Here is a 14,697-nt window from a genome sequence, read left to right on the forward strand (position 1 = left end):
AATACCATTCATATAACCAACCTGCTCTTTGCCCATATTTTGAATATAAAAGTTAAAACTGAATGCCATAAAAAATATTTTTCATTCTAAGTGAACCTTTTCACTCGCTCATTTGTATAGTTAGTAAAGAACAAAGATGGAGGTTATTTGAAATGGGTGTTGGATGGATTGTTTCACTGATTGTTGCAGGTATATTACTCGTGTTTATTTTAGCGCTTTTAATTCCAATGGACCGTAAATATGTGGTATGGGAAAACAGGAAAATTAATTATAAGAAATCAAAAATATTTTTAAAATGGAATGTCTTTGATACAGTAACGCTTAGTCTTGCTATCTATACGATTATTTGTGTACAAGTACTTAATATATTAATCTCGTGTGGTCAAACAGTCGAGAATGTTTATGTGCAGTTTTTCACAAACCAAACACAAATCTGGACAACTGTATCGATTATTTACTTAGTTTCCCGGGTGTCAATAACATTGAAAGCTATTAAGGAGCGGTGGGGAGATGAACTTGATTGAACATACAGATGAGTATATGATTGCTTATCAAAACGGCGAAGACAAAGCGTTAGAAACAATCTACTCACTTTTGAAACAACCCCTGTATTCGTTCATCTTTCGCTATACGCGGGATGAGCAGCTAAGTATTGACATCGTTCAAGATACATTTGTCAAACTACAACGTTACAGGCATCAATACGATCCAAAGAAAGGTAAATTGAAAGCATATCTGTTTCAAATTGCATACAGAATTATGATAGTAAAATTAAATCGGCGAAAAAAATTACAATCTTTTTTGCCCTTCCTAACCCCCATCACAAAAGAAGAATTTCATCATGCAGATCGTATGACGATTCAGCATGCGATTGCTAAGCTACCGGAGAAACAACGTGGCGTTATTCTGCTTTTTTACTTTCATGACATGTCGCACGAAGATATTGCAGAAATTCTTGGAATACCTAAAGGAACCGTTAAATCGCGACTGTATAACGCGATTCAAAATTTAAAACTAGAATTGGAGGACGACTTTCATGAAGCCAAACCCTTTTAAAGAGGAACATCATCTCCGTACGAAATTAGATGAATACGAAATAGATGTTCCAAATTTCCCTATGAAATCAAAATACAGTAACCGGGAACGGCTGATCCACATGCTCGCCTCCCCTACAAAAGATCCTTTAGAACCACTATTATCAACGACTAATGGATTCATGTTTATGAAAATTGTACCTATAGCTGGGACTGTTGTGCTAACACTAATACAAATTTTCCTGCTCAACTAGGTATTTTTCAATAAAAACATTTATGAGTTTCCACCGTAAGAAGATTATTCTATTGAGATTAATTTAGTGTTATTTTATTTTTAATAGCTAGAAGATTCTTCAAAATTAATGAAAGCTGAACATACTAATGCTTTGCAACGCCAGGAATCGCACTATTTAAATATGGTATTATCACCGCCTCTTGCGATCAAACCCTTCGTTATTAGTCGTAAAAACTGGCTGTTCGCTAAAGGGATTAAAGGAGCAAAAGCTAGTGCCGTCATCTATAGTATTGTCGAGACTGCAAGAAAAGATCAGCTGCTCCATGGTCAAAAACGTCCTAATCACATTCCAAAAAAACCAAATAAATCATACACAAATGCCCACCTGAATGATAGGTGGGCATTTGTTGACGCTTACGTATCCGTTTTATTATATTTGGGTTCATCACAGAGCTCTTTGGGACGCCTATTTTCTGATAAGTCTCAAAGTAAAATAGCAGAATCCATGACTAACAAGGTTTAAGGCTACTTAGCTTGATTGGCTTATGGTGGGAACCCTTTTAGATGTGTTAATTTTTAAAAAATTCCGCAACAGGATCCAAAACACCCGAAAACCTCAAAATGAGGAATATTATACTAAAAATTGTGAAACCTTTACCGAACTTTTGCCAAAATGTCTTTTTTTCCGTTTTATTTCCGTTTGTCATTTACTTTGCACCCCAATATTTAAATTTATTTTTGTACTTTTATATAACATTCCAATTACAATAGTTATGATTAAAATTAGAATGATATTTGCTTGAAGTGATACATGATTATTTTTGAGTAATTGTCTGAGATACTCGAAAATAGTGCTGAAAATAATAAGTAGCGGAATATTCCATACAAATATATAGTACAAAAGGGGTTTTACCATTTCCCCTTTATATCTGTATCCTTTAGAATCTTTATTGCTCTTTTTCATGATGCTTGATAATAATACTCTGGATGCTATATAAGTCAGAATAAATAATTGACCTATACCATAAATTATAAATTCCATTTCTACGGATTCTAAAATACATATCATAACTATATATGAGCCAGCAATTATAAAAGAAAGAACGTGCAATAAACGCCTTCTCATTTTAAACAGTTCCTCATAATTAAAAGGAATCGAAAATAAAATATCTTGATGTTTTTTATCATCAGATAAAAGGATATTTAATGTAACGGTTACAATTACAAGCGCAAATATATTTATTAGTACCGTCAAAGTTATCCCAGATGCAAACTGATTTTTATATTCGATTAAACTTGTAAATAATATTGGTGAGATATACACAGAGAATAGCTTTGGTGATCTTATTAAATATAATAAGTCTTTCCTAATGAAAAAGTTCTTTATGTACTTATTGATGAATGCTGAAATCTTATTTGAATAAAATGACTTCTCTATGTCCCGCAAAGATATAGTCAAAAAACCTCGTTTATAACAATAGTTTGTAATCAGATAGGCAATGGGTATAAAACATATAACATTTATAGAAATTAGTATATAAAATAATCCCACTTCTATTAGATCAATAGGTGAACCCAAAAGATATTTCGGATATTGTAGCAAAATATAAAATAATATTTCGAAAATTTCATTCTGATTTAGTAAGGAAGTTTTGTAATTCTTCAAATAAAGAACTACTGTAATGACTCCGACAGATCCAAGGGTCATGAGAGAATATGCCATCATTCTTAACCCTTTTCCTTTAGTAAGGATAAAAGCAACAGCGAATAAGACGTGGGCTACTATACTGAAAAAAATTGAACCAGCTAATATTTGAGGAATAGTAACAAGTACAATTTCTAAAGAGATATTATTAGCAAAGTAATTTGCTAAAGTAAAAGGAAATAAGAATAAGAAATTAATAGACGCTACTTGAATAGCAACACTGAACAATCTTGCTAAAATAATTTGAGAATTTTTTATCGGGGCAACAAGCAATATTTCACGTTCAACCGAATGAAATAGCAATAATATAAGGGTGTAGAGATCATCTCCACACCCTCCATCCGTCTTTACGCGATACTATTTCTAACTGTAACCCAAATGAGTTTTGTTATGCCTGTATTATTACTTATTCAATTCTTCTCTTAATGCATTTATTCCTTCAATAACTCTTCTTACATTGTCATCACGTCATCATTATTTAATATGTTTCTTGCATGTAGCAAAACAGGTCTAACAGATTCCACTGAGCGACCGAAATCATTCATCCATTCATATCGAGGTACCATCCAAGTGTGAAAGTGGTGTGTAGTATCTTCATTGTAAAAGTAATAAACATGTTCTATTCCTAAAACTGCTCTTTGTGCTTTTCGAATCTTAGATAATAAGTTAATGTAATCAATCTTCTCTTCTTCATATAATTCGTCAAAACATTTAATATGACGTTTCAATGCTAAAATAACTAACCCCTCAATGGGGTATGCAACATCTTGATGAGCATGAAAATATTTAGTTTCAACTATTACCCCACCATCAGGTTCAATTTGTCCACCTGCTAATGCACAACTTAAGCATTCAACTTCTACTATTTTTCCATTAGACAAAGTGATTTTCCTCATAATTCCTCCTATAACCAAATGTACACAACTAATAATTACTTCACGCTAAACAGAGGATAACATTGATAATATCCATTAATAAACCTTATTGTTCTGTAATTACAAAAAGTGTAAATGTTATGATGGTACATTTGAACATTGTACCCTCTCTATCAACGAAGAAAACATAGCATACCTATTCACTATACTTTGTTTTTAAAACGAACTCTATTGGAATGTTACAACTTAATGTAGAATATTATATTCGCATTAAGTTATTAGGAACATCTAATGCTCTTTCATAACTGAGATTGAATTTTAATGAGAAATGTTTCAGTTTACTTCGATTCCCTTTAAAAATGAAAGGAAAATGAAATTTTCCAAAAGAAATTCTTTGTTATGATAAGAAGCATCAATACAAAAAAAGTGTTGACACATGGAGAAAAATGTATTCTTCAAGATATAGTGGAGGAAAAAATGAGATTAGAAAAAAAATTAATCAAAAAGATATATTATGAAACATTCCTAATAGAGAATGAAACACATCCACCTCTTCAAGTACTTGGAGAAGCTTATTTAAACGAACAAAAAAATGAGATTTCCGATGGATCTTTTATTCGTTTTGCACAAGGTGAATTTTATTATCACCATCAAGATTTTGAATCAGCTATTTTTAAATGGGAGAAAGTTAGTAATGAATTAGCACCATGGGCACAAAAAAATATCGCGGATGCTTACTTCGAACTTAACCAATTATCATTTGCTGAAAATGTTTATACCTCCATTACTACTGATAACAAAATACTTAAGACCGAAATTGTACTGCAATTACTGTCTCTTTACATCGAGCAAAATAATCTTGATTCAGCTTTTGCTGCTATTAAAGAAGCGGTTTCTTTAAATCCTGATTATCCAAACGTTACAACTATTGCACGTTCCTTTTATGAAGAACAGCAAGATTTTGACAGTGCAGTAGAGCTTGCTGTGAATGAGTTAATTCGAACAGAATCTTCTCCATGGTTTGAGGTTCTAAAAGAATATATCAATAAAGGATTTACTAAAAATATTTCACCAGACTATTTTTATGAAGTATTAGTTACATTAAATAATGTAGATCAAGTACAATTTACGCAAATTGTTTCATCACTTTGGTACAGCTATAAAAATGAACAAAATTACTTATTATGGCTTAAAACAATAAATGAATTTTTCTTACCTCTCGAAATACATTCATCCGATATATGGGACAACATTTCTTCTCTATACGAAGAAACGTACTTTGAATTAATTCAAGGTCAATTTATGCTAAGACAATTACACGATATCATTCCAAACCTTTTAACAAATTGGTTAAAGGTAACCAATCCATCTCATTCTGTATTTCCATCTGCTGCAGTAATGGCATGGGATGAGATTTTCCCTTCCGAAATAGATTCAGCAAATATAAAACATGCGGAAAACCTGCTGTCATATTCTATTAATCATGTGAATGGCTTAGAGTATAGTTTACATCTTTTTGAATCTATTACACAGTGGGCACAAAAACATGATTTAGAAATAGGTCATCGATTTAGATGGTTAGTTAGCGAGCTTGCAGATTTAAGAACAAATCGCCTTTTAGTAACTGGAACTTCAGGAAACGGAAAAGCTTCATTTATTAACTCTGTACTAGGAGAAAATATATTAGAAAACTCAATCTCAAATATAGTTGTCTTTAAAGATGACGCTGATGCAGAAATTAATACTATAACAGATTCAGCAATTACAACAACTGAAGATTTCTCAGATTACCATAATATGATGTCTCTACACCCCCAATCACATAGAGATAGAGCATATGTTGAATTTAAATTACCATGCAGATTTTTAAGTAAAAATAAATTTACATTCGTTGTTACACCAAGCTTTAATAGAAACAACGACACTAGAGATGAGACATTCGAATATTTAAATTCTGTAGACGAATTATTATTCGTATTGAATGCGGATTCACCTTTTACTGACAAAGAACGTGATATTCTATTAAGTATTCAAGAACATACACCAAATCTACAAATTCATTTCTTATTAAATAAAATCGATAACATTTACAGTGAAGCAGAAGCAAAAAGAGTTATAGATGATACACAAGTGAGAATAAACGCATATTTCCCACATGCGAGAATTTTACCTTACTCTTCGTTATATACAAATAGTCAACAACTAAACAAATTATCTGAGTTTATTCATTTTAACTTTAACCATAAAAATATCGATGCAGAACGGACTGAAAAGCTATTGTTTTTCATTCGAAAAACAATTTCATATCTTTTGGAAAAACGCATCGAGATGGAAAATAACCTAGTGGATTCTATTAATTGGAATGAAGATATACTAGTTAGACTAAATGGTTTTATTAATAACCTTACTACTTTAGAGAAGGAAAAAATTCATTTAATTACAGAATCATATCGTACAATGAAATATGAAATTGCTAATGATCTTACAAAACATATTCCGAAACTATTGCAGAGTTGTTCTGATTTAATAAGTGTAGAAAGCGATTTTGGGCACATTGATATTGAACTAAATACAGCGATGAACGAAAGAGTTCAAAAATATCTAGATCAAACTGTGTTACCTAATCTTGCTCGCTCTATGCAAAATTGGATTGCAACTTCTAATAATGAGTTCCTTCAAAGTCAATTGTACTTAGAAGAAATCAGTGAAGGACTTAATTCTTTATGTGGAGAAAATCGAATACAATTAGAATGTGACTTCAAAGTGCTTGATGACTGGCGCAGAGATACTGATAGAATGACAACTAGAATACAAATGGAAGAAGTAAATATTTTACGCCGATTTACACCAGCACAATTTTTACTAAAAAGTGCCGGTAAGTTATTTGGAGTTTTACCTAAAAATAAAGTGATGCTATATAACAAATACAAACAGTATTTAGAGAATGAAGATTATACCGATGTAACGGCTTCTATTATGAACAAATTTTTCTTGCAATTTGAGCTATTTGAAAACGCACAAGAACGGGATATTAATATTTTCTTTAGAAATCCATTTGCCGCGTTGGAACAAGCTGTAGAAAGCACTCATATAGAAATACAAGTTAAACAAGATACACTCCATAAAATGAAATCAAATCCTGAAGTTTATCATGATCCTATAACGCTCTTTGAATTGAGATTACGTCAATGTGAAGTAATCTTAAATAAAGGTGAGGTTAATTCCTATACAGATTTACCTTTAGAAACAAACGTAGAGTAAACGTAAAGTAACTCCAAAGTCAACAATAAAAGTTGATTTTGGAGTTATTTTTTGTTTGTTTCAGTTTTTCGGTACCCTGCAACTAGATGGTATATACATTGTGAAAGAATTCTAGTCTGTCTCAATTGAGTTCAATATATTTTAATACTACTTAACAATATAGCTAATCCCTCTTGTAATTCAGCCAATGAAGCATATGCATAAGAAAAACGTATATGGTGCATATCATTAGGATCGTATATGTACCCAGGATTGATAAGAACCTTTTGCTTTAAAAGCTTTAAAAACAATGCTTTATTAACTATAGGTTCATAGAAGCGAAGCCAAATATAAAAGCCTCCTTTTGGCTTCTGCCACGTTGCAACTTCTTTAAATTCCTTTTCTAATATACCTTCAATGAAAGCCGCACGCTGTTGTAATTGTTGACGCAATTGCACAACATGCTCATCATATATGCCCGTCTCTAACCAGTGTGCTACGATTTCTTGTGAAAAAGCACTGGAGCCGTAGTCCGTTTGCATTTTAATATCAGCCAATCGATTAATAACCGGTTCGGGTGCGACTACCCAGCCAATTCTCAGTCCAGGACATAATGTTTTTGAGACGCTGCCTAAATATAAAACTTGTCCAGACCTATCAAATGACTTTAAGGCAGGGACAGGATTCTCAAACAGTAACTCTTCATATACATTATCTTCTATGATTGGAATTTGCAACTCCCTACATATGTCTAATAATCGATGACGCTCATCAACTGACATAGTTCGCCCTGTTGGATTATGTAAAGTTGGTACAGTATAAAAAAGTGATTGTCTTTTCCCTTTTAACGATTTTAATGTCTCGTCTAAACGTTCATTGCTTTGTACTGATACCATCTGCATTCCAGCAGATTGAAATGGGTGGACAGAATTTAAGTAAGAAGGATGCTCTTGAAAAATAATCGATTGCTGTTCAAGTAAACCAACTGAAATTAACTGAAGAGCTTGTAGTGCACCAGAAACGATTAAAATACTTTCGGGTGGTGTTTGAATGCCCTGTCTCCCCAAATATTCACTTAATGCTATTCTCAATCTTTTACTCCCTTTGGGTTCTGAATAACCTATATCTCGTGCATTTAGAGTTATTGATTGAAGGGATTCTTCTAGCAACGTCGTTGGCAATAAATCGGGGGACAGTTCTCCAGTACCTAAACGTATCATAGACTCATCTTGCTCATATTCATTGATTAGTTGAATTGTATGGTAATTAGGCTTATGAATACTCATCTGAATGTGCTTTTGCCAATTTGGCTGTGATTTGTTTAGTAGAACATTCCAGCTATTATTAGCCACAAAAGTTCCCCCGCCTCTTTTTGTTTCAAGTAATCCATCGGCCTTTAACTCATCTAATACTTGAATAATAGTACTACGGTTCACTTCCAACATTTCAGCTAACTTTCGTTGGGGTGGGAGATTCATCCCTATTGTCCATTCACCTTGTTGTATAAGAGAAGTCATCCAATCTACAATTTGACTATGAAGTGATAATTGTGAATGTCGTTTTGGTTTCCATTGCAAAATATCTTCCTCCCCTTAAAATTGGTTGGTTTAAAAACCAACCAATTGGATGTTTTCTTTTAGTTGTAACATAGGTAAATTTGTAATGGAAGGGATTTTTTTCATATGGCAGCTATATTACATGGATTTTTACTAGCATTTGGACTTATTTTACCTTTAGGTGTACAAAACGTTTTTATTTTCTCTCAAGGTGCTTCGCAACCAAATTTATTGAAGGCACTACCTGCGACTATTGCTGCTTCACTTTGTGATACTTTGCTTATTGTACTTGCGGTGTTTGGCTTATCTTCCATCGTATTGCAATTTGAATGGTTACGCTTGGGGTTAATGAGTGTTGGAATCATTTTTTTACTTTATATGGGGTATTCTATTTGGACTTCTAAACCTGCAACAGTTGAGACAGGAAAAAGCCTGACGATGAAGAAACAAATCATCTTTGCATTATCGGTGTCACTATTAAATCCACATGCTATTTTAGATACAGTAGCTGTAATTGGGACAAGTGCATTGCGATACGCTGGCATAGAACAAGTTATTTTCACTGTTACTTGTATTGCCGTATCATGGTGTTGGTTTTTCGGTATTACATTAGCAGGAGCAACGATGAAAAAAGTTGATAGCTCAGGAACAATAATGAATCTTTTCAATAAATGTTCGAGTATTTTTATATGGTGTACAGCATTGTTCTTATTCAAAGAATTATTTTAAATTGATTGAACTACAAATTTTTCCCAAATTATTGATTAATTAATCTATCACCTATAAACTAGAAGAACACTAGAGTTGTTCTAGTAACTCTATATAAAAATAAGAAGCTTTGTATATTGTTAATTCCTAAGAATATCTTATATAGTCGAAGTACTTTGAAAGTAGGATCCTTAAAACGCATAAATTCACAACTAATCATGTGAATTAATTTCTTTTAATTGAAAGGTGGACTTTGTATTGTCAGTTGAAGATCAAGATTCTAAAGCTTTAAATAACCAAGCAACTTGGTTACAGAGTTATATTGACTCTCCAGAAAAACAGCGACAATTGTATAAACGAACATTATTCATTATTGTTATGTCACAAATATTTGGAGGTGCTGGGCTTGCTGCAGGAGTAACTGTAGGGTCACTTCTAGCTCAAGATATGCTAGGAACAGATAGTTTTGCAGGATTGCCTGTAGCATTCCTAACTTTAGGTTCAGCAAGTGCTGCGTTAATTGTCGGGCGTCTCACTCAACGTTTTGGGCGTCGTATGGGTCTCACAACTGGCTTTTTAGCGGGAGCTATTGGGGCAATAGGGGTGATACTAGCTGCCACAACAAATAGCATTATACTTCTCTTTGCTTCTCTACTAATTTATGGTGCAGGAACTGCGACTAACTTGCAAGCTCGCTATGCGGGGACAGACTTGGCAAATTCTACTCAACGAGCAACCGCAGTTAGTATTGCTATGGTTTCAACAACATTCGGTGCTGTTGCAGGACCAAATTTAGTTAGCGTTATGGGTGGATTGGCTATATCAATAGGTATACCACCATTAGCTGGACCGTTTATACTCGGTGCGGTTGCCTTCACTATTGCTGGCTTAGTGCTACTTATTTTTCTTCGCCCAGATCCCTTTATTGTGGCCAAAGCAATTGCAGAAGCTAAGGAAACTAATATTAGTAATAATTTAAATTCGGATTCTACTACTCAAACAGTGAATAAGCGTGGCATAGTAGTTGGAGCTACAATAATGGTCTTAACACAAGTAGTCATGGTATCAATAATGACTATGACTCCTATACATATGGGGCATCATGGTCACGGTTTGAATGCAATAGGTTTAGTAATTGGCTTTCATATTGGAGCAATGTATCTCCCCTCTCTTCTAACTGGTGTACTAGTAGATAAAATGGGACGTATCACTATGGCTATTGCTGCTGGTGCCACACTACTAGCATCTGGTATTTTAGCAGCTTTAACACCTGGAGATTCTTTGCCATTTTTAATACTTGCGCTTGTTTTACTTGGCATGGGGTGGAATTTCGGTTTTATTAGTGGAACAGCACTTATTGTAGACGCTACTAGCATTACTAGTCGTGCAAAAACGCAAGGGACAGTGGACGTTTTAATTGCCTTATCAGGAGCATCTGCCGGAGTATTGTCCGGCATGGTCGTAGCAAATTCTAGTTATGCTACACTTTCCATTGTAGGAAGTATACTTTCACTTTTACTGATCCCAGTTGTAGTTTGGTCACGTAGTATACCGAAAAAGCAAATATTATTAAGTTCAGAAGAGTAAACTCTGCAATTGGTAAAAATATGAACTATTTTAAAGAAAAGCGACTAGTTCACTTCACCTTTAGTGCATAGACTAGTCGCTTAAATTATTATAGAAACAAATAGAGCACAATTCATAAAGTTAGAATTGTGCTTTTTCTTGTGGAATTTCAAATTTGTTTTAATTAACATCTAATCAACTATTAATAAACAGCTTACCCATTCTACATTTAACATAAATTAGAATTATTAGAATGATATTACTATAAAATTAGAAGGTGTTTTTGTGTATATGTAGAATTACTAACTATACATCCTAGAACCTACAAAATCCTATTGTCTAGAATAATTCTGAAATAAATATGATATCTCTCTTATGGAACATCTACTTATAAAATATTGAATGAGGTGGCTTATTGATAAGGTTGATTCAACTTGAAATGAAAAAGATATTAAATACTGCATTTTTCAAATTAATGCTCATTGTCTTATGTTTATTTATTATTAGTTACTATGTATTCATTTATATGCATTCTGTAAGACCTTCTAATTTAATATTAGATTCTGAGATTAGACTTAAAGTTATACAGACTGATCTTCAAAAGTTGGCATCTTCGAGTGATTCAAGCAAGGATACAGTTGATGATGAAACTAAAGGACAAATTATGGATTTAAACACCTTAGTAAAAGAAGAAAAAATAAAACTTAAAGCATTAAAAGAAATTGACTGGCAGACACTTTTAGCACTGGAGATTGATCAAATGGAACCTAGGTTTAAAGAAAGACTTCCACTCAGAAATTATAATACATTCACTTGGCCCACACTTTTTACTGATGAAAGTTTATTAAATCAGCATAAATGGATGTACGATAAAAAAGTTACTCCAATATACCCTCTCATTTTTTCTTGGATGACTGCCTACGATAAAGTCTTCCAAGATGAATCTATTGAAAAGTGGGTTTTGAAAAACATTAAATATTCATCTTCAGGAATCTATTATCTTCACCACCTTTTTGGACTACTTTTCAGTTTCATTGGAGCATGCTTATTCCTATTTTTCTTTAGCGATATCGTAACAAAGGAAGGATTTGGAAGAAACGGTCCGATTCATTTATTACACACACAGCCGATTCGTAGACAAAACATTTTAATAGGTAAATTCACTACAGTAATTTTGATGACAGTTTTTATTCTCACTGGGATAATTACTCTCTCGTTATTAATTGGTACAGTTTTTGATAGGTTTGGTGATTGGAATTATCCAGTATTGATATATGGTCAAGAATACTCATTTACATTTATGAACTTGAGTATGTTTTTATCCAAGTCAGTTATCCTATTTTTCATGATTCTACTATTTTGTTATTCTTTGCTTTTCCTATATTCTATTTTAACTAAAAAGGCTGTAGTGGCCCTTGGTTTAACAATTATCACTTTATTTATAGGCATCAAGTGGAGTGAAGAGGACGTATCATCTAGCTTTGCAACTTACGTACCATTTCATTATTTTTCCGTATCAGAAGTGATTACAAATGAATTAGCTGTTACAGTGGATAATTTTGCATTTTCTTTTACAAATGGGGTTACTACTTTATGTCTTTCCAGCATCGTAATCTTGCTTGTATCAATTGTTCTCTCTTCCCTACAGTATAAGCATTTTCGCTGAGATTCTTAAAATAACCTATTGTAAGAAACAATTCAAATTGGGAGTGATGAGATGATTGTTGAAATAAACAATTTACAGAAACAATATAAAAAGCAACCTGTACTAAGGGAAATCGATATTAAAGTGGAGACTCCGCAAATCATAGCATTAGTAGGTCCAAATGGATCGGGGAAAACTACATTGTTAAACTGTATGACAAACCTACTTTCATTTAACGAAGGCCAAGTTAATTTATTAGGAAAGAAGCATACCGATTCTTCCCTTTTTTACGAAATATCTTATTTACAAGATAATCGGATTTTATATGGCGATTTGACTGGTAAGGATCATTTAAAGTTCATCTGCCATATACAAAAGTTGCCAATATCTCGAGTCAAGGAAGTTGCGAAACGTGTTGGAATGGAAGATTATCTGAAGAAAAGGGTCAGAAATTACTCACTCGGTATGAAGCAGCATTTATTATTAGCAATGGCAATCATTAATGCACCAAAATTATTACTAATGGACGAACCTTTAAATGGATTGGATCCCACTAGCGCAATTAATATGCGACGTATTTTATTAGAATTGCATAAAGACGGTACAACGATCATTATTTCATCTCATAATCTCGATGAAATAGATCGATTAACAAGTACCATTTATTTTATGAAAGATGGTGCTTTACTAAAAGAATCACTCCAAGACTTTTCTATTAATCAATATCATCTCACTGTAAATGATTTAATAAAGGCAAATGATATATTGAGAGAACAAAAAATTCCTTTTTCAGTAACCGATCAAAACAAATTGATTTTTGAGGAATCTGATGTATCATTACAAACATTTATCAATCAGTTGAATCAAAATGATATTAAAATTGAAAAAATTGAGAATTTAAAGGTGGGTGCAGAGAAACGATATCAGGAATTATTTGAAGGGAATCTACCCACATGAAGATAATAAACTTCGAATTAAAAAAGATTGTCTTTAGTAAAAAGTTCTTATATTTGATGCTGCTTTTAATACTAAGCGTTATTATATTATTTGTCCGTAACATTATGTATCAAACGTATATAGAAAAAGAGGAAAAACAAAAAATTGAAGAATATATTAAAACAAGTCAGTCAAGTCTTAGATTGCATTTAGATGCACTGGAGAGAAACCCCAATGACAAAGTGGCAAAAGAATTATTACAAATCATTGATCCTATCCTCGAAAGTTTATATGAATTAAGTGATTTAGTTGGAACTAGTGATTGGCAAAAAAAATTGACACTTGAAAATAAATTTTTGAATCATTTATATGCATTAAAAAAATCCGGTTCAGATAATCCATTATCATACACCGAAATTAATCATAAGATTGCCCTAAATCAGAAATTACTAGGTGAAGATATTATTCCTGAACATGAAACTTATAGTATTGCGCTTCCAAATTTCACGAAACAGATCATTGATTTTTATACAAGTTTTGGAGCTATCATTATTATTATTCTATTGATTGGTGATATTTTGTCAGCAGAGTTCGAAAACCGCTCAATTCATTTACTATTTACTCAGCCATTAAAAAAGAAGCATATTATTAATAGTAAGTTGTTCAATTCCTTGATAGTTTATCTTTTTACGACATGCATCATTTTAATCACTACAATAATAATTGGGCATACTTTTGGTGAAAAAGGCTCATTTGCTTATCCCATCCTCATCGAAAAAAATCACTCAGTCGATTATTTAACAATAACCGACTATATGATCCAATCGATTATTGTCACATCTGTGACAGTTTTAATGGTGATTTCGTTATGTATGTTGTATAGCCTTTTATTGAAACACACTTTGGCAACTCTGTTTGTTTTATTTGGGACTTTATTGGGTGGTTATATATTGACCTTATTCATAACTTGGAAGCCTTTTGCTTGGATCAATCCATTTCAATATTTATTACCGGAAAATACTATCGTTTTACAAAATGAGCATGTATGGTATCAAGGAATACCTATAACTATCCTGGTGACAGTTGTATTTTACTTAATATCCTTACTAAAAATAAGATCTGCTAAAATGGAATAATTATTAGGAGAAAGTTGTTTGTTAAACTCATTAACAATAACTGATTAGCACGTAATGAGAA

General features: G+C 32.6%; 12 protein-coding genes and 1 pseudogene. 10 read left to right on the top strand and 3 right to left on the bottom strand.

All coding sequences use genetic code 11. From position 1 onward, the window contains the following. The first annotated feature begins 152 nt into the window (after positions 1-152). From ACZLO7_RS13720 to ACZLO7_RS13735, 4 genes are all read left to right on the top strand, one after another. Positions 153-524, top strand: coding sequence for a group-specific protein (locus tag ACZLO7_RS13720; RefSeq protein WP_464940485.1), 372 nt, complete (start codon positions 153-155; stop codon positions 522-524). A gap of 16 nt (positions 525-540) precedes the next feature. Next, positions 541-1,056 (top strand): RNA polymerase sigma factor, encoded by a 516-nt coding sequence (locus tag ACZLO7_RS13725; protein WP_464940500.1) that lies wholly within the window; start codon positions 541-543, stop codon positions 1,054-1,056. Further along, positions 1,037-1,288 (top strand): hypothetical protein, encoded by a 252-nt coding sequence (locus ACZLO7_RS13730; protein WP_464940486.1) that lies wholly within the window; start codon positions 1,037-1,039, stop codon positions 1,286-1,288. The genes ACZLO7_RS13725 and ACZLO7_RS13730 overlap by 20 nt, the downstream gene beginning before the upstream one ends. 108 nt (positions 1,289-1,396) lie before the next feature. Beyond that, positions 1,397-1,792 (top strand): hypothetical protein, encoded by a 396-nt coding sequence (locus ACZLO7_RS13735; protein WP_464940501.1) that lies wholly within the window; start codon positions 1,397-1,399, stop codon positions 1,790-1,792. A gap of 180 nt (positions 1,793-1,972) precedes the next feature. Here the strand turns inward: ACZLO7_RS13735 and ACZLO7_RS13740 are convergent, their stop codons facing one another. Continuing rightward, the gene (locus ACZLO7_RS13740) at positions 1,973-3,277 is read right to left on the bottom strand and encodes an elicitor-associated permease-like protein (RefSeq protein WP_464940487.1); all 1,305 of its coding nucleotides are present in this window, start codon (positions 3,275-3,277) and stop codon (positions 1,973-1,975) included. A gap of 99 nt (positions 3,278-3,376) precedes the next feature. Continuing rightward, a pseudogene (locus ACZLO7_RS13745) lies at positions 3,377-3,870 on the bottom strand (HIT family protein). 456 nt (positions 3,871-4,326) lie between these two features. Between ACZLO7_RS13745 and ACZLO7_RS13750 the strand changes: the two are divergent. Further along, entirely contained in the window at positions 4,327-7,110 is a 2,784-nt protein-coding gene (locus tag ACZLO7_RS13750; RefSeq protein WP_464940488.1) for a dynamin family protein, read from the top strand. 131 nt (positions 7,111-7,241) lie between these two features. Here ACZLO7_RS13750 and ACZLO7_RS13755 read toward each other — a convergent pair whose 3' ends face one another. After that, positions 7,242-8,666, bottom strand: a complete 1,425-nt coding sequence (locus tag ACZLO7_RS13755) for an aminotransferase-like domain-containing protein (protein WP_464940489.1) — start codon at positions 8,664-8,666, stop codon at positions 7,242-7,244. Between the two features lie 105 nt (positions 8,667-8,771). Here ACZLO7_RS13755 and ACZLO7_RS13760 point away from each other — a divergent pair, with 105 nt between their 5' ends. From ACZLO7_RS13760 to ACZLO7_RS13780, 5 genes are all read left to right on the top strand, one after another. Beyond that, positions 8,772-9,374: a LysE/ArgO family amino acid transporter gene (locus tag ACZLO7_RS13760; RefSeq protein ID WP_464940491.1), complete on the top strand. Its 603-nt coding sequence runs from the start codon at positions 8,772-8,774 to the stop codon at positions 9,372-9,374. A gap of 237 nt (positions 9,375-9,611) precedes the next feature. Next, positions 9,612-10,940 carry an MFS transporter gene (locus ACZLO7_RS13765; protein WP_464940492.1) on the top strand — a complete coding sequence of 443 codons (1,329 nt, stop codon included), beginning with the start codon at positions 9,612-9,614 and terminating at the stop codon, positions 10,938-10,940. Between the two features lie 403 nt (positions 10,941-11,343). Beyond that, a complete protein-coding gene (locus tag ACZLO7_RS13770; RefSeq protein WP_464940493.1) occupies positions 11,344-12,585 on the top strand; it encodes an ABC transporter permease in 1,242 nt (413 codons plus the stop codon). 51 nt (positions 12,586-12,636) lie between these two features. Further along, positions 12,637-13,521: an ABC transporter ATP-binding protein gene (locus tag ACZLO7_RS13775; protein WP_464940494.1), complete on the top strand. Its 885-nt coding sequence runs from the start codon at positions 12,637-12,639 to the stop codon at positions 13,519-13,521. Next, positions 13,518-14,636 carry a DUF2705 family protein gene (locus tag ACZLO7_RS13780; RefSeq protein ID WP_464940495.1) on the top strand — a complete coding sequence of 373 codons (1,119 nt, stop codon included), beginning with the start codon at positions 13,518-13,520 and terminating at the stop codon, positions 14,634-14,636. Before ACZLO7_RS13775 ends, ACZLO7_RS13780 begins: the two co-directional genes overlap by 4 nt. The last annotated feature ends 61 nt before the right edge of the window (positions 14,637-14,697 follow it).

Source organism: Viridibacillus sp. d25.2, from assembly GCF_055456015.2.